Annotated in this window: 19 protein-coding genes, 1 tRNA gene and 1 pseudogene; 9 read left to right on the forward strand and 12 right to left on the reverse strand. The window is 63.2% G+C overall.

Annotated elements, in window-relative coordinates:
• The first annotated feature begins 47 nt into the window (after window positions 1-47).
• Both JF290_RS13130 and JF290_RS13135 read left to right on the forward strand, forming a co-directional pair.
• A complete protein-coding gene (locus tag JF290_RS13130; protein WP_199025344.1) occupies window positions 48-398 on the forward strand; it encodes a Lin0512 family protein in 351 nt (116 codons plus the stop codon).
• Window positions 391-756 carry a Lin0512 family protein gene (locus JF290_RS13135; protein WP_199025345.1) on the forward strand — a complete coding sequence of 122 codons (366 nt, stop codon included), beginning with the start codon at window positions 391-393 and terminating at the stop codon, window positions 754-756. Before JF290_RS13130 ends, JF290_RS13135 begins: the two co-directional genes overlap by 8 nt.
• Here the strand turns inward: JF290_RS13135 and JF290_RS13140 are convergent.
• The 7 genes from JF290_RS13140 to clpS form a co-directional block, all read right to left on the reverse strand.
• Window positions 753-1082: a hypothetical protein gene (locus JF290_RS13140; RefSeq protein ID WP_199025346.1), complete on the reverse strand. Its 330-nt coding sequence runs from the start codon at window positions 1080-1082 to the stop codon at window positions 753-755. The two genes, JF290_RS13135 and JF290_RS13140, sit on opposite strands and share 4 nt — an antisense overlap.
• On the reverse strand, window positions 1079-2011 hold the full coding sequence (locus JF290_RS13145) for a DnaJ C-terminal domain-containing protein (RefSeq protein WP_199025347.1): 933 nt from the start codon (window positions 2009-2011) through the stop codon (window positions 1079-1081). Before JF290_RS13145 ends, JF290_RS13140 begins: the two co-directional genes overlap by 4 nt.
• 91 nt (window positions 2012-2102) lie before the next feature.
• Entirely contained in the window at window positions 2103-3065 is a 963-nt protein-coding gene (locus JF290_RS13150; RefSeq protein ID WP_199025348.1) for an ornithine cyclodeaminase family protein, read from the reverse strand.
• A 17-nt stretch (window positions 3066-3082) separates the two neighbouring features.
• Window positions 3083-3976 carry an oxygen-dependent coproporphyrinogen oxidase gene (gene hemF / locus JF290_RS13155; RefSeq protein ID WP_199025349.1) on the reverse strand — a complete coding sequence of 298 codons (894 nt, stop codon included), beginning with the start codon at window positions 3974-3976 and terminating at the stop codon, window positions 3083-3085.
• 101 nt (window positions 3977-4077) lie between these two features.
• The gene (locus JF290_RS13160; RefSeq protein ID WP_199025350.1) at window positions 4078-4878 is read right to left on the reverse strand and encodes an SDR family NAD(P)-dependent oxidoreductase; all 801 of its coding nucleotides are present in this window, start codon (window positions 4876-4878) and stop codon (window positions 4078-4080) included.
• Window positions 4879-4911: 33 nt separating this feature from the next.
• Entirely contained in the window at window positions 4912-5919 is a 1008-nt protein-coding gene (locus tag JF290_RS13165) for a class I SAM-dependent methyltransferase (protein ID WP_199025351.1), read from the reverse strand.
• Window positions 5920-5926: 7 nt separating this feature from the next.
• Entirely contained in the window at window positions 5927-6268 is a 342-nt protein-coding gene (gene clpS / locus JF290_RS13170) for an ATP-dependent Clp protease adapter ClpS (RefSeq protein ID WP_199025366.1), read from the reverse strand.
• Window positions 6269-6376: 108 nt separating this feature from the next.
• On the opposite strand from clpS, the gene JF290_RS13175 reads away from it, so the two are divergent.
• Entirely contained in the window at window positions 6377-7075 is a 699-nt protein-coding gene (locus JF290_RS13175) for an HAD family hydrolase (protein WP_199025352.1), read from the forward strand.
• Window positions 7076-7319: 244 nt separating this feature from the next.
• Window positions 7320-8750, forward strand: coding sequence for a D-alanyl-D-alanine carboxypeptidase family protein (locus tag JF290_RS13180; RefSeq protein ID WP_199025353.1), 1431 nt, complete (start codon window positions 7320-7322; stop codon window positions 8748-8750).
• Window positions 8751-8788: 38 nt separating this feature from the next.
• Here JF290_RS13180 and JF290_RS13185 read toward each other — a convergent pair whose 3' ends face one another.
• The 3 genes from JF290_RS13185 to JF290_RS13195 are packed head-to-tail and all read right to left on the reverse strand — an operon-like array spanning window position 8789 to window position 13055.
• Window positions 8789-10192 (reverse strand): FAD-binding oxidoreductase, encoded by a 1404-nt coding sequence (locus JF290_RS13185; RefSeq protein ID WP_199025354.1) that lies wholly within the window; start codon window positions 10190-10192, stop codon window positions 8789-8791.
• A 39-nt stretch (window positions 10193-10231) separates the two neighbouring features.
• Window positions 10232-12013: a gamma-glutamyltransferase gene (gene ggt, locus JF290_RS13190; protein ID WP_199025355.1), complete on the reverse strand. Its 1782-nt coding sequence runs from the start codon at window positions 12011-12013 to the stop codon at window positions 10232-10234.
• Window positions 12014-12068: 55 nt separating this feature from the next.
• Window positions 12069-13055 carry a 2-hydroxyacid dehydrogenase gene (locus tag JF290_RS13195; protein WP_199025356.1) on the reverse strand — a complete coding sequence of 329 codons (987 nt, stop codon included), beginning with the start codon at window positions 13053-13055 and terminating at the stop codon, window positions 12069-12071.
• Window positions 13056-13243: 188 nt separating this feature from the next.
• On the opposite strand from JF290_RS13195, the gene JF290_RS13200 reads away from it, so the two are divergent.
• The 4 genes from JF290_RS13200 to JF290_RS13215 all read left to right on the forward strand — a co-directional run bounded on the left by JF290_RS13200 (window position 13244) and on the right by JF290_RS13215 (window position 16329).
• Window positions 13244-13702 carry an SH3 domain-containing protein gene (locus JF290_RS13200; protein ID WP_328701253.1) on the forward strand — a complete coding sequence of 153 codons (459 nt, stop codon included), beginning with the start codon at window positions 13244-13246 and terminating at the stop codon, window positions 13700-13702.
• 103 nt (window positions 13703-13805) lie between these two features.
• Window positions 13806-14795 carry an NADPH:quinone reductase gene (locus tag JF290_RS13205; protein WP_199025357.1) on the forward strand — a complete coding sequence of 330 codons (990 nt, stop codon included), beginning with the start codon at window positions 13806-13808 and terminating at the stop codon, window positions 14793-14795.
• Window positions 14796-14888: 93 nt separating this feature from the next.
• The gene (locus JF290_RS13210; protein ID WP_199025358.1) at window positions 14889-16190 is read left to right on the forward strand and encodes a mechanosensitive ion channel family protein; all 1302 of its coding nucleotides are present in this window, start codon (window positions 14889-14891) and stop codon (window positions 16188-16190) included.
• Window positions 16191-16254: 64 nt separating this feature from the next.
• Window positions 16255-16329 (forward strand) — tRNA-Gln (locus JF290_RS13215).
• A 223-nt stretch (window positions 16330-16552) separates the two neighbouring features.
• Here the strand turns inward: JF290_RS13215 and JF290_RS13220 are convergent.
• Window positions 16553-18454 (reverse strand): TniQ family protein, encoded by a 1902-nt coding sequence (locus JF290_RS13220; RefSeq protein WP_199025359.1) that lies wholly within the window; start codon window positions 18452-18454, stop codon window positions 16553-16555.
• 426 nt (window positions 18455-18880) lie between these two features.
• On the opposite strand from JF290_RS13220, the pseudogene JF290_RS19565 reads away from it, so the two are divergent.
• Window positions 18881-19015: pseudogene (locus tag JF290_RS19565) on the forward strand (AAA family ATPase); the annotation flags it as partial.
• Window positions 19016-19123: 108 nt separating this feature from the next.
• On the opposite strand, the gene JF290_RS13225 reads toward JF290_RS19565, so the two are convergent.
• Window positions 19124-19250: transposase (locus tag JF290_RS13225; RefSeq protein WP_199025134.1), on the reverse strand; the 127-nt coding region annotated here is incomplete at its 5' end.

Raw genomic sequence — 19250 nt, forward strand, 5'->3', positions numbered from 1 at the left:
GCTGCGGCACTTGTCACACAGACTTTTGTGACCACCGGGGAGGCATCATGCACAGGGTCTTGACGGAATTCGGTATGGGCACCTCGCTGAGGCGGGGCGACTACACACAGGCCGCGCGCCGCGCGCTCGAAGATGCGCTCTGGCACAATTCGATCAACATGGCCGAACTGTTCGGCTTCCCGAAAGAAGCGATGCACATTACCGTCGAGATCGGCGTTCAGCGCCCGGACGCAGTGAAGACCGACGAATTGCTGTCCGTCTTCCCCTATGGGCAGCCGAAGATCGTGATCCGCGAAGGCGGGCTCGACATCCCGCGCCCGGATGGCGACGGACAGCCCACCATCATCGCGAACGCCGCGATCTCGGTCGCCTTCGACATGGAGCGCGCCGATGGCTGAGCAACGGATGATCATCGAAATGGGCATGGGCAACGACCAGTACGGCATGGATTACACCAAGGCTGCCGCGCGGGCGATCGAAGACGCGATCCGCCATTCCGCACTGCCGATCTTCGCCAGTCTTGACCTGGACACCGATGCAATGCGGGTGCAGGTGACGGTCGGCGTGCAGCAGCCCGACAAGGTCGATGTCGACAAGCTTGCCGAAGCCCTGCCGCGCGGTCGTGCCACGGTCAAGGCCGTCAAGGGCGGTTTGAACGTCGAGAACCCGGCGGGAAACACGGTGGTCGTAGCCAGCGCCGCAGTCGAGGCGTTCCTTCCCAGACAGGCCGGCTGGAAGCTGCGGGATCGCAGCTAGACGCCGGCCAGCGCCTTCGCGATCCGCTCGCGCACTTCCGTCGGTTCCTGCTGTACGGCGCTCAGGACGCGGCGCAGGTCGCTGCGCACGCTATGCAACTGGTCGATTAACGAGATGATGACGCCCAGCGCGTCCTCGTCGAGGTCGAAATCGTCGGACAGCTCGCACAACAATTCCAGCCGCACCCGGTCAATATCGCGGAACTTCGGCCCGGTGTCGCTCAGGACCGGAGTCACGAACTCGGCCTGTACGAACCGGCTCAGCCGCTTGGGCGTCAGGCGGGTGACGGCGGCGATCACCTGGGTTTCGGTATAGTGGACGGTCATGCTGTCATCCCCCTGCGCGGATCATAGCCGTGGGTCTTGCGCCAGTCTTCCATGAAACCGGCCAGCGAGTCATCGATCCTGGGGGGCGCGACGATGGACAACTCGACGCGCTGATCCCCCCGCGCCCCCTTGCCCGTGGGCTGGACGCCGCGGCCACGCAGGCGCAGAACCTGACCGCTGCTGGCGCCCTTCGGGATCGTCAGGTTCACGGATCCGTCGATGGTTGGCGTCGCGACCTTGCCGCCCAGCACCGCTTCGTCCAGTGTGATCGGAAGAGTGATGATGATGTCGTTGCCTTCGCGACGGAACAGCTTGTGCGGGCGCACGCTCAGCGTGACCAGCGCATCCCCGTCCGGGCCGCCGCCCATGCCGGGCGCACCTTTTCCGCGCAGCCGGATCGTCTGGCCATCCGCCGTGCCCTTTGGGATCGTGACTTCAAGCGATCTCCCGTCAGGCAGGGTAATCCGGGTCTTGCCGCCGTTCACGGCCTGCATGAAATCGATCTCGAGCGCATATTGCGCATCGGCGCCGCGGGCGCTGAACCCCTGTCCGCCAAAGCCCCGGCCGCCGCCTGTTCGGCCGCGCATGAACTCGGCGAAGAAATCGGAGGCATCTTCGAAATCGTCACGACGCGGGCCCGACCGATAGGGATTTTCGGCGGCTTCGGCGAAGTCGCGATAATACTGCCTCTGCTGCTGCCGCTCGGCGCCCGTGGCATCGATCTCGCCCCGGTCGAACCGCGCGCGGGTCTCGGGGTCCTTCAACAGATCATATGCGGCCGACGCGGCCTTGAACCGCGCCTCGGCCTGCGGATCATCAGGCTTGAGGTCGGGGTGATTGGCGCGGGCGATCTTGCGGTAGGCTTTCTTTATCTCATCTGCCGTCGCGGATTTCTTCACTCCGAGCGCGGCGTAGGGGTCCTTACTCATCACATTTCTCCAGAGCGGTGCGGCATTCACATCGCGGTTGCGTGATATGAAAGCGCTCTATCTCGCTTTTCAAGACCCAAATCCGGGCGTCTCAGAGCGTGATCCTCGTACCGATGCCGGCTTTCACCGCGCGATCATAGGCCAGCGCCGCCAAGGCGTAGTCCCCGATGGCAAGGCCGCGAAAGACGAATGCGCTACGCGTATCGGCGGTAAAAGCGCTGGCGCGCGGCCGCTTGGCCAGATCCCGCAGGTCACCGCTGATCAACTGCGGATCCACCATCGGCTTGGGGCTTGCGGCCTCCTGTTCGAGATCGTCGATATAGAGAGTTCCCAGCCCAGACATGCCCTCGGGCCGCCACGGCAAGGCGAGATCGGTGATCGCTGCGAAGGCCCCCGGCTTCATCCAACCGGCATCGAGAAAAGGCTCGACGTCATAGGACAGCGTGATCGAGGTGACGATGATGTCCGCGTCGGCGAACGCGTCGCGCGGGTCGCTGCAGGCTTCCGCCGCCAGACCCCGCGCCCGCGCGGCTTCGCAGAGCCGGTCGATCCCGGCCTGACCGCGCCCCACCGCGCGAACGGCCTTGAGCGGGAAAAGATCTGCGAAGGCGTCGAGATGGCTGTGCGCCTGGGTGCCACAACCCACGAAGGCGATGATGCCCGACTCTGGATCGGCGAGCCGTCGGGCCGCCACCGTGCTGAGCGCAGCAGTGCGCACCGCCGTCACCCATTTCGCCCCCATCACCGCGCGCAGAAGGCCGGTTTCGCTGTCCTGAATCAGGATGTTGCCCTCGATGCCGTCCAACCCGCGATCAGGGTTTCGGGGACTGACCATGACCGACTTGACCACAGTCAGGTCCGCAACCGAGAGCGTCGTCATCATGTAGCGCCCGTCCCCGGGCACGATGGCCGATTTGGGCGCCGTCAACAGCGACCCGCCTTCCTGGTTGGCCAGCGCGGCCTCGACGCTGTCGGCGGCCTCGGCGGTCGAAATCCCGAGCCCCGCCAGCATGTCATCCGTCAGCAGAACCGCGTCGCGATCGGTGCGTGTCATGTGACCGTCCTTTCGTTTCAGACCCACTTGGCCAGCGGCGGCAAGCTCATCAATACCGCGTTGGCGTCGTGGCCGGTCTCCAATCCGAACTTCGTGCCGCGATCATAGACCAGATTGTATTCCGCGTAGAGCCCGCGATGGACCAACTGGCGATCCTTCTCCGCCTCTCCGAAATCCTGCACGCGCCGTTTCTCGACAATCGGCAGGAAGGCCGGCAGGAAGGCTCGCCCGATGTCCTGCGTCAGAGAGAAATCCGCCTCCCAGTCGCCGGTGCAATAATCGTCCATGAAGATGCCGCCGACGCCGCGGGCCCGCCCGCGATGCGGGATAAAGAAATATTCATCCGCCCACGCCTTGAGCCGCGGATAATGCGCCAGTCCATGCGGGTCGAGATGGTCCTTCTGCGTGGCATGGAAGTGTTCCGTGTCCTCGTCATATTCGATGCACGGGTTGAGGTCGGAGCCCCCACCGAACCACCACGCGTGCGGTGTCCAGAACATCCGCGTATTCATGTGCACGGCGGGACAATGCGGGTTCTGCATATGCGCGACCAACGAGATCCCCGAGGCCCAGAAGCGTGGGTCCTCCTCCATGCCTGGTATCCCCTTGCGCGCGGCCATAGCGGACTGGGCGCGCTCGCCGAGCGTGCCGTAAACGGTCGATACGTTGACGCCGACTTTCTCGAAGACCCGCCCGCCACGCATGACGCTCATCACCCCGCCGCCCGCATCCTCGCCATCGGCGCCGGATCGCCGCGTCTGGCTGACCTCGAAACGCCCGGGGGCAGCGTCGGTCATCGGTCCCTCGGAATGGCTATCCTCCAGCGTCTCGAACGCCGCGACGATTTCGTCCCGCAATTGCCGGAACCAGCCCGAGGCGCGCTCCTTCTGGGGGGCCATGTCCTCGCTCATCATTTCTCTCCCGGATCCGCGCTGTTCTGCTCGATACTGTCCCGGACAGCGCTAGGGGAAGGCTGCTTGCTCCCCGGCCCGCGACTGGGACGCCGCTTAAGTCAATGCACAGGGGCCGCTACCGGGTCAAGCAGGGTACGCCCGCCATCGACCGTCAGAATCTGGCCGGTCATGAAGCCCGAGCCTTCGGACGCGAGGAATTGCACCGTATCGGCCAGTTCGCCGGGTGCTGCGACGCGGGCCAGCGGCGTATGGGCCTCGATATCCTCACGGTATTCGCGATGATCCTTCAGGGTCGACTTCAGGGATGCGCTCATCACCGAGCCGAACGCAACGGCGTTGACCCGGATACGATAGGGCGCCAGCGCCACCGCCATAGACCGGGTCATCTGGTCAAGTGCGGCGGAGCTGACAGAGTAGCCCAGCAGGTCGGGATGCGTCCGGCGTGCGGCGATCGAGCTGAGGTTGATGATCGACCCGGCAAGACCCTCTGTCTGCCCCTCGGACTGCTTGATCATCCGTTTGGCTACAAGCTGCGTCAGCCGCAGCGCCGGCATCAGGTTCTGATTTAGCAGGGTGATCACGGAATCGTCGTCCGGGTCGAGCGCGTTGGACTGCACGACCTGGCGCGCGCCGTTCACAAGGATGTTCACCTCGTCGAACGCATCCAGCGTGGCCGACAGGAGATTGGCGATGGCCAGCTTTTCGCGCATGTCACCGGCGAAGTAGCGCACGTTACTATCCTCGACCCGGTCGCCCAGTTCGTCCCGCAAGCGTTTTTCATCCATGTCGGCAAAGACAACATTGGCGCCTTTCTCCGCGAACTGTCTTCCGATGGCGAGGCCGATACCGTTGGCCGCACCCGTCACGATGGCCGTCTTGCCGGCAATGGAAAAGGACATGAGGAGGTCTCCTTGTGTCTTGCGTGGACGCGGTCAGCGTCTGGTGCGGCGCGGGACCGCGGATTTCCTGGCGCGGATCGGTCGCTGCGCCCGCAACACCTTGAACTTCGTATCGCCGGCGATTTCCTCGACCGAAGCAAACCGGTCCGTGAGCGTGGCCTCGTAGGGCAGGTGCCGGTTCGCCACCATCCAGAGTTGCCCGCTGGGCGCAAGCACCCGCGCTGCCGCATCGATGAAGCTGCGGCCCAGCGACGGGTCCGCCGCTCGGCCGGTATGAAAAGGCGGGTTCATCACCACGGCATCTACTGGGGTCGCAGGCGTCCAGGTCGTCGCGTCGGCCCAGTGAAACTGGGTGCGCGGATCGCGCACGTTTTGGCGGGCACACTCCAAGGCGGTGGCATCAGCCTCCACCAGGTCCAGTATTTTTATTCCGTCCTGTTGGAGGAGACCCGCCGACAGAAAGCCCCAGCCGGCCCCCAGGTCGACGACATGGCCCGCGAGCCTCGGCAAGGCGGCAAGCAGCGCCACCGAAGCCGGATCGGGCCCATCTGCGGAAAACACACCGGGCGCGGTCACGAAGCCGTCGACCATCTGCTCGGCGGGCGCACACCAGTCGTTGAACGTATCGGTGGCGCTGAACCAGAAGAGCTTGCCATGCGCCTTGGAAATCGGCCCCGACACCGCGACCCGCGCGAGGCAGGCCTTCAACAGGCTGTCGACACCATCCGTCTTGCTACCGTCCACCGCGACCAACCCGTCGCTGCGGCTGCAGGCCTCGGCGATCAGCGCCTGCGCCAGCGCCTTGGCACGCGGCAAGCAAACGAGGGTCATTGCCACGGGGGTGTCGCTGGCGGCGACGCTTTCATAACCGGTATTCTTGAAATGGTCGAAATCGGGTTTGACCGGTTGAACGATCTCGAGCCGATCACGCGGCAGGTCCGACAGGTCCATCTCGGCCGCCGGTCGCAAGACCGAGATCGTGCCCGTCTCGGGCAGGCTCAGACCGCCGGCCTCCAGTGCAATCCGCAATCGGGCCGACATGGCGGGCCTAGTCTTCCTTTTCCATCGTGCACTGCAACGGGTGCTGATGGCGGCGGGCGAAATCCATGACCTGCCCGACCTTGGTTTCGGCGATCTCGTGGCTGAAGACACCGACCACGGCGACCCCCTTCTTGTGCACGGTCAGCATGATCTCGAAGGCTTGTGCGTGGTTCAGTCCAAAGAAGCGTTCCAGCACATGCACGACAAACTCCATCGGTGTGTAGTCGTCGTTCAGCAGCAGAACCTTGTAGAGCGGTGGACGCTTCGTCTTGGGTCGTGTCTCGACCAGGATCGACGTATCATCGCCGTCTCCCGGGGTGCTGGACATGATCAAGGGCATATGCGGCATCGAACGGATTGTTCCGGTTGGCTGGTGTGTCGAGGCGTTCATGGCTTATATAACCTTCCTGCGGGATTCGAAAAGAGCCCGCGATCCAATGCAACCAGGGCGGCCCCGATGACAGGCGTTACCATTGTCGGCTTCGATGCGGATGACACCCTCTGGCATAACGAACGGTTCTTCCAGGACACCCAGGCCCGGTTCACCGCGCTCCTTGCAGATCACGCCGAGCCGGACCACCTGGCCGAACGCTTGCTGGCCGCCGAGAAACGCAACATCGGACGCTATGGATACGGCATCAAGGGCTTCGTGCTGTCGATGATCGAAACCGCGATCGAAGTGACTGACCGGAACGTGCCGGCCGAGGTGATCGAACGCCTTCTTGACGCGGGGCGCGAGATGCTCGCCCATCCGATCGAATTGCTGCCCCACGCCCGCGAGGCGGTCGAATCCGTCGCGGCGTCGCACCGCGTAGTACTGATCACCAAGGGCGACCTTCTGGATCAGGAACGGAAACTGGCGCAATCCGGCCTGGGGGACCTGTTCGACGGCGTCGAGATCGTCTCCGAGAAGACCCCTGCGCGCTATGCAGAGATTTTCGCTCGTCACGGCGACGGCCCGGGGCACGGGATGATGGTAGGCAACTCGATGCGCTCGGACGTGGTGCCGATGATCGAGGCCGGCGGTTGGGGTGTGCACGTGCCGCATGACCTCGCGTGGGATCTCGAACATGCCGAAACACCCGTTAGCGCGCCGCGCTACCGTGTGCTCGACGATCTGGGCGGGTTGGCTTGGCTGATCGCACAGGTCGGCTGAGGGGCGGTGATACCTGCTCAAAAATGACGGTCAGCCCCCACGCTGATGTTTACGGACCGTTAAGCAATCGCCAGTGTTGCGATCACGGCGGTCGCCCCCCCCCATATCTAGTCAAATTATATCGTGATCATCATGTAACAGATTGCAAAACAAAGGTTTCTTTTGTTCGGCATCCATGCTAACTTTATTTCAATAACGTGTCAGCCGGACAACCGGCGGCCAGAGGCAGAAAGAGGCAGATATCGTGCAGGTTCGGCGCAGCAGTCCGGCCCGATTGGGGCTATTCCTTTTCCTTGCAACCTGGGTCGCGGCAATTGCTCCGGCAACGCTGAATGCGGCACCCTATGCAGCTCATGTCATCGACGCGCGCAGCGGGGAGGTGCTCCACTCTCAGAACGCCGACACGCGCCTGCATCCCGCTTCGCTGACCAAGATGATGACGCTCTACATCGCGTTCGAAGCGGTCCGCAACGGCGAGATCAAGCTTGACACCAAGGTGCGCATCTCCAAGCACGCGGCGTCCGAGCCGCCCTCCAAGCTGGGCCTCAGGCCCGGACAGGAGATCGCGTTCCGCTATCTCCTGCGGGCCGCGGCCGTCAAGTCGGCCAACGACGCAGCCACCGCCATCGGCGAGGCGATCAGCGGCTCCGAAGCGGCCTTTGCCAAGCGCATGAACTGGACCGCCAAGCAGATGGGCATGACACGGACCACCTTCAAGAATGCCCATGGTCTGACCGAAAGCGGGCATCTTTCGACCGCGCGCGACATGACGATCCTCGGGCGTCACGTGATCTACGACTACCCGCAATACTACAACCTGTTCTCGCGCAAGACGGCCGATGCGGGCATCAAGCGGGTCGCGCATACGAACCGCCGGCTGCTGGATTCCTACAGGGGCGCTGACGGGATCAAGACCGGATACACCCGCGCCGCCGGCTTCAATCTTGTCGCTTCGGCCGAACGTGGCAACGAACGCGTCATCGCGACCGTGTTCGGAGGCAAGTCCACCGCCTCGCGCAACGCCAAGGTGGCCGAACTTCTCGACCTCGGCTTCCGTCGTGCGCCATCGCGCGCCCCGCTGCGCAAGCCAGAGCGGCCCGAATACGCGGGCAATGTCGGTGCGACACCCGGTGCCAGCGGCAAGACGATCCGCCTCGTCGGTTCGGTTCAGAAGAGCCTGCGCCCGAAAGCCCGCATCGCCCGCACTCAGATTCAGGTCGCCAGCGTGGCCAGCACCGCGCAGGCGGACGAAGCCAAGCTGCAGGCCGGTGTCGCCGCCGCAATCGTCGCGGCCACCGAGGGCGTCGAGCCCGCTGCTGCAATCGACTCGGCGCCACGCCCCGCGGCGCGCCCCTCCGAACTGGTCCTGGCATCGACCTCCTCGGCAGATATCATCGAACCGGTCGAGCAGGAAATCGTGACACGCGTCTCGACCTCCGGCGGGCAGCACTGGGGCATCAATGTCGGCCGGTTCGGCAGCCGCTACCAGGCAGAAAAGGCCCTGCTGCGCACGGCCCTGGCCGAGATGTCGACACTGGACGGATCGCTGCGCAAGGTCCGCCAGTCGCCGCAAGGCTTTGACGCGAACTTCGTGGGCATGACGCGCGAGACTGCCGACCTGGCCTGCCGCCGCCTGAAGGCGCGCAACATCACCTGCTTCATGATTGGTGAATAGGCCGGTTTCGCCGCGCCGAAACCGGCGCAGCGCAATCCTCAGGTCGACAGGATCTTGCCGGGATTGAAGATCCCGTCCGGGTCCAGGGCCGCCTTGATCGACGCCATGACATCGGTCGCGGCGCCGAGTTCACGCTTCAGATAGGGCCGCTTGCCCTGCCCTATCCCGTGCTCGCCGGTGCAGGTGCCGTCCATGCTGATGGCAAGGTCGTTCAGTCGGCCGACGAACTCCTCGGCACGGGAAACTTCGTCCTTGTCGGCCATGTCGACAAGGATCGTGGTGTGAAAGTTTCCATCCCCCACGTGACCGACAACGAGGCCGACGAGACCCAGCTCCTCGATCATGTCATTGTTGCGCGCGACGCATTCGGCAAGGCGCGAGATCGGCACGCAGACATCAGTGGCGATGCCGGCCTTTCCGGGACTGATCTGCATCGTCGCCCAGTAATAGTCGTGTCGCGCCTTCCAGAGTCGGGTGCGCTCTTCCGCGTTGGTCGTCCATTCGAAGCCGGTTCCGCCGACCTCCTCGGCTATCTCGCCGAAGGTGGCGGATTGTTCCGCAACGCTGGCCTCGGAGCCATGGAATTCGAGCAGTAGCAGTGGGGATTCCGGCAGATCGAGCTTGGAATAGGCGTTCACCGCGGCGACCGAAGCCGTATCGAGCAGCTCCATCCGGGCCACCGGCACGCCATACTGGATCGTCGCCATCACCGCTTGGCAGGCGGCGTCGACGGTCGGAAAGGAACAGCGCGCCGAGGCCATCGCCTCGGGAATGCCCTGAAGCCGCAGGGTGATACCGGTGATCATCGCCAGCGTGCCTTCCGAGCCGACCAGGAGCCGTGTCAGATCATAGCCCGCGGATGATTTCTTGGCCCGTTGCGCGGTCTTGATGATCCGGCCATCCGCCATCACCGCCTCGAGCGCGATCACGTTGTCCTTCATCGTGCCATAGCGCACCGCGTTGGTGCCCGAAGCGCGCGTGGCCGTCATGCCACCGATGGTCGCGTTGGCGCCCGGATCGATCGGAAAGAACAGGCCCATGTCGCGCAGGTGCGTGTTCAGCTGTTCGCGCGTCACGCCGGGCTGCACGACGCAATTCAAGTCCTCGGGATAGACCGCGAGGATCTGGTTCATCTGGCTCATATCGACCGAGATGCCACCCGCCGGCGCGTTCACATGGCCCTCGAGCGAGGTGCCGACGCCGAAGGCAATGATCGGCACCTTGTGGGTGGCGCAGACCTTGACGATATCGGCGACCTCTTGGCTGGTATGAGGAAACACCACGGCGTCCGGTGGCTGGTTTTCGATCCAGGTGGTCGTGTGACCGTGCTGCTCGCGGATCGACTTGCCGGTCTGGAACCGCTCACCGAATTGTTGTTTCAGGATGCCCATCGTCGTTTCGATGCCGGCCTCGTTGCGCGGCAATGCGGTGGCCTGCACCATGTGTCTTCCTCCCAGAACGACCCGGCGATCGGGCCTGTTTCATTCCCCGAGGGCGATGCCTTCGCGGCGGGGGTCGGCCCCGCCCCGCAGACCATTCCCGATCTCGATCGCATGCAGGCCGGATGTCAGGTCGCGCAGGCTCACCTCATAGCCCATCGCCTCGAGTGCCGGCTGCAACGCGGCCGCATCGGTGCCGGCCTCGAGGTCATAGGTGCCGAACCGGTTGACCGCATGCGGCAGCGCCAGCGCCTGCTGGACGTCCATGCCCCAATCCGCCCAGGCGATGATCGACTTGGCGACGTATCCTATGATCCTGCTGCCGCCGGGCGAGCCGATGGCCAGAACCGGCGCGCCATCGCGCATCACGATCGTCGGCGCCATCGACGAGCGCGGCCGCTTGCCGGGCTCGAGCCGGTTGGCGATGGGCACGCCGTCTGTGTGGCTGCGGAACGAGAAATCCGTCAACTCGTTGTTGAGAAGGAAGCCGCGCACCATGAGGCGTGAGCCGAAGCCGTTCTCGATCGTCGTGGTCATCGACAGGACATTTCCGTACCGGTCCACGATCGAGATATGCGAAGTCGACGGCAATTCGAGCGAGATGTCGTCGGCCCAGTTCTGCGCATGGTCGAACTCCGGGCTTCCCGGCGCGACTTCGGGCAACGCGTCATCGCCATCGAGAAGCTTAGCCCGTTCCGCGAGATAAGCCGGGTCGATCAGCCCTTCCGTCGGCACGGGGACGAAATCACTGTCCGCCATGTAGCGGCCCCGGTCGGCGAAGGCGAGCCGTGAGGCATCGCCAATGAGCCGCCAGCTTTCCGCGTTCGCAGGCCCCAGAGAAGCGAGATCGTGCGGCGCGACGAGGCCGAGGATCTGACCGACCGTCAGCGCACCCGAGGACGGCGGCCCCATGCCGCAAATCTCGAAAGCCCGATAGGGAGCGCAGACAGGTTCCCGTTCCTTGACCGAATAGATAGACAGATCGATCTCCGACAGGACACCCGGATTGCCCGGTGCGTTCTGCACGGTGCGCACGATATCCGCGGCGACCGGGCCGGTATAGAAGCCCTTTGCCCCGCTGATGGCGAGGTGGCGCAGGGTGTCGGCATAGTCCGGGTTGACCAGTGTATCGCCAGCCGCAATGGGAGTGCCGCCAGGAAGGAAATACTCTGCCGTTGCGGTGAAGCGCGACAGGCGTTCCGCATCGCCTTGGACCAACGCGGCAAGGCGTGGCGACACGGAGAAACCGGTTTCGGCATGTTCGATGGCGGCTTCGAACAGGGACGGCCAAGGCGCGCGGCCCCACCTGCGATGCGCCTCTTCCATCAGGGCGGGCGTGCCGGGCGTGCCAACGGATCTTCCGCCGACCACCGCATCGAAAAAGCCGAGCGGTTCGCCCGTCTCGTCTTGAAACAGGCGTGGCGTGGCCGCCAGAGGCGCCGTCTCGCGCCCATCGAGCGTGGTCATCCGGCCCTCCTCCGCGTCATACCAGACCAGGAACGCGCCACCGCCAAGGCCCGAGGATTGCGGCTCGACAAGGCCCAGAACGGCCTGAACGGCAACCATCGCATCAGCAGCACTGCCGCCCGCGCGCAAAACATCCGCCCCCGCCGCAACGGCCAATGGGTTGGCTGCGGCGATCATCCAAGTATCCGAAGACACGGGCACCCCGTTCGCCTTGGCCGCAAGCGCTGCCGAGATTTCGGACGAAAAACCCTCGAACCCTCCGGCGGCCGCGGCTTCAGGCGCAACCGAATCCGCCGCCTGCTGCGCGGCGAGCGACGTGGCGAGGAACAGACAAGCAAGGCTCGGTATCAGTTTCATCGCATCGCTCCTGTGGCGGGGTGTCGGACGGCGTGCCATGGCAGCCGGGCGCGTCTCAAAGCATCGAGGGAACGACCTGATCCGGCGGCCGGTGACCATCCTCGAATGTCTTGATGTTGATGATGACCTTCTCGCCCATCTCGATCCGCCCCTCGAGCGTGGCCGAACCCATGTGAGGCAGAAGGACCACGTTGGGCAGTTCGCGCAGGCGCGGGTTCACGTTGACACCGTGTTCATAGACATCGAGCCCGGCTCCGGCCAGCTCGTTCGCCCGCAGCATCCGGGTCAGCGCGTTTTCGTCGATCACCTCTCCGCGCGACGTGTTGACGATGACGGCGCTGGGTTTCATCAACTTCAGTCGCCGCGCGTTCATCAGGTGGAACGTGCTGGGCGTCGAGGGACAGTTGACCGACAGCACGTCCATACGGGCGACCATCTGGTCGAGGCTGTCCCAGTAGGTCGCCTCGAACCGCTCCTCGATCTCGGGGCGAAGACGCTTGCGGTTGTGGTAATGCACCTGCATCCCGAAAGCGCGCGCGCGCAGAGCCACCGCCTGCCCGATCCGCCCCATGCCGAGGATGCCGAGCCGCCGCCCGCCGACGCGGCCACCCAGCAGCGCGGTGGGCGCCCAGCCTTCCCAATCACCCTTCTGCATCACCGAAAGACCTTCGGGGATGCGCCGCGTGACCGCCAGAAGCAACGCCATGGTCATGTCGGCGGTGTCGTCGGTCAACACGCCCGGCGTGTTGCTGACGAGGATGCCGCGCTGTCGTGCGGTGGCCACGTCGATGTGATCGACGCCGGCGCCGTAATTGGCGATCAGCTTCAGCCGCTCACCAGCCTGTCCCAACAGCCGCGCATCGATTTCGTCGGTCAGCGTTGGGACCAGGATATCTGCGTCGCGCATGGCGGCGGCCAGTTCGCTGCGCGTCATAGGCGTGTCGCTGTCACGCAACTTGACGTCGAACAATTCGCTGAGCCGGGTTTCGACCTCATCGGGCAACCGTCGCGTAACGACAACACTCAGACGTTCTCTTGGCACACCGGGCCTCCCACCGCTTTTCAAATCAGATCGCGCCATGGCATGGTGGCGCAGGATCCGACGAGGCACAAGAACCTCAGGCGGAAAAACCACCGCATTTCAACCGGCGAGCAGGCATACGGACGGTGATTGGAACGGGCTACTTTCGACGTCATGTCGTTGCGGGGGTCGCAGCGCTGTGCGTCTGCGTGCACGCTGTCGCAGCGCAGGCGGCCAGCGATCGCGGCCCTGTGACCAACCTGCCGATTCCGCGCTACGTGTCGATGAAGGCGAACGAGGGCAACGTCCGCCGCGGCCCCTCTCTGACCCATCGCATCGATTGGGTATTCAAGCGCCGGGACATGCCGCTGCAGGTGACGGCCGAACACGGGCACTGGCGCCGGGTGCAGGACCGCGATGGTGCCGGCGGATGGGTACACTACGCGCTTCTGTCGGGCGTCCGAACCGTCATCGTGGAAAAGGACATGCTGAAAGTTCATGCACGGCCCGACCCTTCCTCGCCCGTGAACGCGGCTTTCGAGCTGGGAGTCGTCGCCCGACTGGGCGAGTGCACGCTCGACTGGTGCCGCATCAGCGCCGGAGGCCATCGCGGCTGGGCACCCAAGTCCAGCCTCTGGGGCGTCATGCCGGACGAAGTCCGCGAGTGAAACGCGCCTGAGCGTGCCCGGACCACGCCGGGATTTCGGGTTGCCGTTTCCAGTCGCGCACGCGAATGTCACCGTCAAATCCCCACGCGCCGGAGACAAGACCATGCGAGCCGTCACTTATTCCGCCTTCGGATCCGCGCAGGACGTGTTGCGCCTTCAGGACATCGAAACGCCACCGCCTGGCCCGGGCGAAGTCACCGTGGACCTCGCGTTTTCTGGAATCAACCCGTCGGACGTAAAGGCCCGCGCCGGGTCGCGGCCCGGCGTGACCAAGCCGCCGTTTCCGGTTGTGATCCCGCATAGCGACGGCGCGGGCACCGTCTCCGCCGTCGGCGAGGGTGTCGATCCGGATCGCCTCGGCCAGCGGGTCTGGATATGGAACGGCCAATGGCGGCGCGCCTACGGCACCGCGGCAGACCAGATCACGCTGCCAGCCGAGCAGGCGGTTCGATTACCGGACGGAACCGACCTTGAAACCGGCGCAAGCCTCGGAATCCCGGGCTTGACCGCCTGTTTCACCGTTTTCAGCGGCGGCGATGTCGCCGGCAAGACCCTTCTGATCCAGGGCGGCGCCGGGACGGTCGGATACCTCGCCGTGCAACTGGCGAAATGGGGCGGCGCACGGGTCATCGCGACCGCCCGAGGGGCGGGATTGGAACGTGCGGGAGACGCCGGGGCCGACGTGGTGCTGGATTTTACCGATCCCGATCTCGCCGCGCAGGTGCTCGCAGCCAATAACGGCGCCCCCGTCGACCGGATCGTCGAGGTCGAGTTCGGCGCCAACATCGCGACCGACACCGACGTGATCGCGGAGAACGGCGTCATCTGCGCCTATGGCTCGGCACTCGACATGACCCCGACGCTGCCCTTCTATCCGCTGCTCTTCAAGGCCGTCACGATCGAGATCGCCCTGATCTATCTCCTCTCGTCCCAACAACGCCGCGCGACCATCGCGCGCCTGACCGACGCGCTGACACAGAATGCGCTGCGCTGCCCGGTCGAGAAGGTCTTTGCGATGAATGATTGCGCCGCCGCGCATCGCGCCGTCGAAGCCGGGCAGCGCGCCGGCGCAATCCTGCTGCACACCGGCTGATCCGGCGTCGCCACCACGCCGGCGTCGATTTCCGTTTGGCAATCGGGCGGGCATGGGTCAGGCTCGCTCCCATCCACCACCGAGGCCACCGCGATGCGCATCCTGCTGATTTGCCTGTTCTGCCTGCTGCCCGCGACCCTTTCGGCGCAGACCAATCAGCCAAGCGGCACGATCGACGTCGAAGACAGTGCCACGCAGGATGCCGCTATCGCGAACCGTATTCGCGGCATACTTGCGGAACTCGACGGCTATGACGATGTCACGGTCTCGGTCACCTCCGGAATCGTCACGCTGCGCGGGCATACCCTCGACGGCGAGAGTGCACGCCGCCTGAACGACCTTGCCAGCCGCGTTCAAGGTGTCGTCGCCATCGAGAACGAGGTGACCGAGACGACGGACGTGGTAGAGAGGCTGAACCCCGCGATCGACCGCATTCGGTCGCGCGCGACACAGGCGATCGCCTTCCTACCGATCCTGACGATCGCGATCGGGGTGTTCGCTCTCGTGGTCTTCCTCGGATATGCGTTGGCCAGTCGCCGCAACCCCTGGGACCGGATGGCGCCCAATCCCTTCATCGCGGATATCATGCGGCAGGTCGTTCGGCTCGCCTTCGTCATGGGAGGCATTGTCATCGCGCTCGATATCCTCGGCGCGACAGCTCTGCTGTCCACGATCCTGGGGGCGGCGGGGATCGCGGGACTGGCCATAGGCTTCGCCGTGCGTGACACGGTCGAGAACTTCATCGCGTCGATCCTGCTGTCGATCCGTCAACCGTTCCGCCCCAATGACACGATCGAGATCGACGGCGATATCGGCAAGGTCATTCGCCTCACCAGCCGCGCCACGATCCTGCTGAGCTATGACGGCAACCACATCCGCATCCCCAACGCAACGGTCTTCAAGGCGCGCATCATCAACTACACGCTGAACGACCAGCGCCGGTTCCTGTTCGAACTGGGCGTCGCGCCCGACTGCGACCTCGCGCTCGCGCGCGACACGGCTGTGGCGACGCTCAACGGCCTGCCCTTCGTTCTGCGAGAGCCGCCGCCGGAAGCCTGGGTCGAAACGGTCGGCGACAGCACGGTGACGCTCCAGGTGGCAGGCTGGATCGCGCAGCAGGAGACCTCCTTCGCGCTGGCGCGGGGCGAAGCGATCCGTCTGACCATGCTGGCCCTCACCCAGGAAGGCATCTCGATGCCCGAACCAACCTTCCGCATCCTCGGCCCCGGAACGAAGCCATCGGCCGGACCAGAAGCGCCAAGGAGCATCCCGGAACAACCCGTCCCCGAGAACGTCACCGCCAGCGCCGACCAGGCGCTCGAGAAGTTCGTCGCCGAGGAACGGGCGGCGCAGGGCGAGGAAGACCTCCTGAGCGACGACGCCAAGCGCGAGTAGCCGCCATTTTTGCGATTTCGGGTCTTGCACAGCCGCGCCGAGAGGCTTATTCAGCCGCTCACGTTGGGGTGTAGCCAAGTGGTAAGGCAGCGGTTTTTGGTACCGTGTACCGTAGGTTCGAATCCTACCACCCCAGCCAACAAGCTCAGGTGCCAATTGAGCATAAGAGTGCGAACAGCGCTCTTTTCGTGCGAATGGGTGTCAAGAGATTTCATTCTTGCACAGGGGTCGGCGCAGGATGAGTTCAGAGTGCAGTTTTGAACATACCAACTGACCGCTCGAATCGAATAGGTTGCGCATTGGCTTTGCGGCAAGCTCGGATGATCGACGAGATTGGTTCCGGCCCGATGGTCATCCGGAGGCTACTTCAGGAACGCTTCGACATCTTCACGCAGATAGAGCGGGCCATGGTCTTCCCCATTCGGCGCAAATCTCTTCAGTGCCGCTTGCAGCTTTTTTCTTGAGTTCAGTCCAAACTCGTCCTTCATCATCGTCGAAGTCAAAAAGCGTTTGCGAAACTCTTCGATATCGCTCTCCGAGGCAAAGACCCACTCGCCACCATATTTCGGATGCGGCCTGCGTGTCGCGGGCGTGTGACCGGAACCTGCAAGTTTCTCGAACCAGCCCTGAGTGCGTATGCCAACCAGTCGCCCAAAGGCGGCCGCGGTGATCAAGGGACCACCGTCAGCCATTGTTCTTTCGGCTTTCATCCGGTCGATTTCGTCCTTTTCCACATGAAATGCTGCATAGCCTTCAAGGTCCGGGCGCCGACCCAATCGAAGGTGGCCTGCCCGCACCCCAGCGATAATCGTACCAACACCCAAATCGGACCGATGTCTGGCATCCTGAATGCTTTCCCAGCTTTCGTCAGAGGACTCTATTGGAATTGCCATCTCTTGCAGTTCGGCAACCAATGCCACCCCATCCGATACCCGCCAAGGCGACTTGACCATGGGATTGTCAATCCGGGGCGCCAAAACACCATCTTTCGCCAGTGACTCAAGTTGTCCCTTGGTTGCGCCCATCGCACGCTGCATTCCGATAGGCCCGACCAGTGTCGGGATCTCTGCCAACAGATCTGCATAAGCCCTGGCGTCAAAGGTTTTTCGAGCGATGGGGCGGTCGTCGTCAGCGCCAATCGCGCCAGCATGAACCAGGAATTTTTCAAGGAGCGATGGGCCGATACCGGTCTCGTCCGAAGCGGTAAGAACCGAGTGCCGTTGCCTTTCATCCTGGACGAACCCAAGAACACTCTCTCCGGCTGCAACCGGCCAGTTGCGGACGATGCCGTCTCGCAGCAGCTTTCGAAAGGGGGTGAAGTCATCTTTTTCCAGATGCTCTCCGCTGAAGTCTATGAACAAGTGGCCGAACGCCCTTTTGGGCCCAGCTTTGGCGCTGTCTGCAAGGCTGGCCAGATCGTCCAACGCCCCTTTGATCGCTGCCTCACCCTGACGTGCAACACCAAAGCCCAAGGTACGTGCGCGCCGCATTCTCGCTCCTTGGTCCAGATCGGTGCCCTCGTCCAGGCGCAGAAGCTCCGCACCGAGAAGGGTGCAGAACGTCGTGGCCGCATAGAGAGTGTGATCAGCGAGCCATGTCTCGTCATCCCCGGTCCGAAGACGGACGTCCAGCCAACGATCATATGGCGATGGGTTGACCCGCGGGCGCTCCAACTTGCCTTCCCGGATGTCCTCCAGAACGTCCGGGAAACGAGAAGAAAGATCGTACCTTCCGACCAGGGGTTTGCTTTCCCAAAGCGGCACCAATGTGTGAGAATGTTCAATGCAGAGATCATTCTCTCGAAGTTGCCAATCCCCACGCATCGTCATTTGAGTGAGCGGATGGGCACGGTTGGCTTCAGCTTCCTCCAAGTCCTCACGTAGACAAACCGGGCACCCCCGGATGATCGGGTTCCTGACGGCCCGAGAGACGAACGCTTCATATCGAAACGTCGTCCGAACATCGCCGGAGCGTTGTCCGGTCCAGGACACGAGTTCTTCGAGCTGAGTTCCAGTAAGCCCGCTGCAAGAACCAAGGCTGCGCAATGCGCCGTCTTCCAGGTGGACAATCTTCTTGAGCGAGAATCCCATGTCCAACGCGAAGTCAGTCGCACTCAGACCGTTCATCGCCGCCATGCGAGACAGAAACGACGGGACCGTTTCCCTGTGTTTGGGTGCGGCACGAAGAGGGAGAAGCTTGGGCACCATGAGCGAACGATTGTGGTTGGTTTGGAGTGACTTCACCAATATGCCGAAGGTCCGCATGTCGGTCCACCAGCGTCGCGATGCTACGCGGCGACAAGTGAACGGCTGGCAAGCCCGCGATTGGAGGATCGACCGCCCTTGGTTCCATGAACCCCCTGAAGACGGACAGTGAATCCCGCAGTCACCCGGAAATCAATGGGTCCTGACCTGTTCCGCTGGGGCCTATGCCTGAATGGATTGCCCGTACCGGAAACTCACGGTCTGGAACGGCCTAAAGGAGACGTTCCGTGCCAAGTTTACTTGCGGCGTTGCAAACTGTCCTTCCTGTTATAGCTCAAAGTGCGAAATTTGGCACAATCGGACGACTTGGGGTTGTAACCTATCAGCATAAGAAGAACACTCGTGGAAGTATCCATCCCAAGTGTTTTCAGGAACAAGTAAGAGAGACAGGCTTCCAAAGTTCTCTTCAGACGAGTCGGTTTTAATATGAGCAAAGTCAAGTCCATTGAATTTCAGGACTACAAGACATTTTCAAAATTCACCCTTTCTGCCAAAAACAAAAATGTTTTAGTAGGCCCAAACAATGCCGGAAAATCTACAGTATTGGATGCTTTTAGGATCGCATTCGATGCACTACGATATGCAGGGCGCAGAAATGCTGCTTTCAAATCTCAGGGGCCAGATGGAGTTTGTTCAACGTGGGAAGTGCCAGGCTCCAGACTCATTGATTTAAAGCCAGAACAAGACAGTAGCCGCGAGCGCGATTGCCGAGAGGAATACCGTCGGGGATCTGTCGTAGCGGGTGGCAACGCGACGCCAATCCTTCAGTCGCCCGAACATAATCTCGATCCGGTTC

The organism is Sedimentitalea arenosa (assembly GCF_016428585.1).
Lineage (GTDB): Bacteria > Pseudomonadota > Alphaproteobacteria > Rhodobacterales > Rhodobacteraceae > Sedimentitalea > Sedimentitalea arenosa.

What these genes read in the sequence shown, in the direction of transcription:
- JF290_RS13160 (WP_199025350.1), bottom strand. Translation starts at nt 4,878, where the DNA reads ATGTCCTTTTCCATTGCCGGCAAGACGGCCATCGTGACGGGTGCGGCC.
- JF290_RS13130 (WP_199025344.1), top strand. Translation starts at nt 48, where the DNA reads ATGCACAGGGTCTTGACGGAATTCGGTATGGGCACCTCGCTGAGGCGG.
- hemF (WP_199025349.1), bottom strand. Translation starts at nt 3,976, where the DNA reads ATGAGCGAGGACATGGCCCCCCAGAAGGAGCGCGCCTCGGGCTGGTTC.
- JF290_RS13140 (WP_199025346.1), bottom strand. Translation starts at nt 1,082, where the DNA reads ATGACCGTCCACTATACCGAAACCCAGGTGATCGCCGCCGTCACCCGC.
- JF290_RS13145 (WP_199025347.1), bottom strand. Translation starts at nt 2,011, where the DNA reads ATGAGTAAGGACCCCTACGCCGCGCTCGGAGTGAAGAAATCCGCGACG.
- ggt (WP_199025355.1), bottom strand. Translation starts at nt 12,013, where the DNA reads ATGAAACTGATACCGAGCCTTGCTTGTCTGTTCCTCGCCACGTCGCTC.
- JF290_RS13205 (WP_199025357.1), top strand. Translation starts at nt 13,806, where the DNA reads ATGCGAGCCGTCACTTATTCCGCCTTCGGATCCGCGCAGGACGTGTTG.
- JF290_RS13165 (WP_199025351.1), bottom strand. Translation starts at nt 5,919, where the DNA reads ATGTCGGCCCGATTGCGGATTGCACTGGAGGCCGGCGGTCTGAGCCTG.
- clpS (WP_199025366.1), bottom strand. Translation starts at nt 6,268, where the DNA reads ATGCCGCATATGCCCTTGATCATGTCCAGCACCCCGGGAGACGGCGAT.
- JF290_RS13210 (WP_199025358.1), top strand. Translation starts at nt 14,889, where the DNA reads ATGCGCATCCTGCTGATTTGCCTGTTCTGCCTGCTGCCCGCGACCCTT.
- JF290_RS13135 (WP_199025345.1), top strand. Translation starts at nt 391, where the DNA reads ATGGCTGAGCAACGGATGATCATCGAAATGGGCATGGGCAACGACCAG.
- JF290_RS13220 (WP_199025359.1), bottom strand. Translation starts at nt 18,454, where the DNA reads ATGCGGACCTTCGGCATATTGGTGAAGTCACTCCAAACCAACCACAAT.
- JF290_RS13150 (WP_199025348.1), bottom strand. Translation starts at nt 3,065, where the DNA reads ATGACACGCACCGATCGCGACGCGGTTCTGCTGACGGATGACATGCTG.
- JF290_RS13175 (WP_199025352.1), top strand. Translation starts at nt 6,377, where the DNA reads ATGACAGGCGTTACCATTGTCGGCTTCGATGCGGATGACACCCTCTGG.
- JF290_RS13185 (WP_199025354.1), bottom strand. Translation starts at nt 10,192, where the DNA reads ATGGTGCAGGCCACCGCATTGCCGCGCAACGAGGCCGGCATCGAAACG.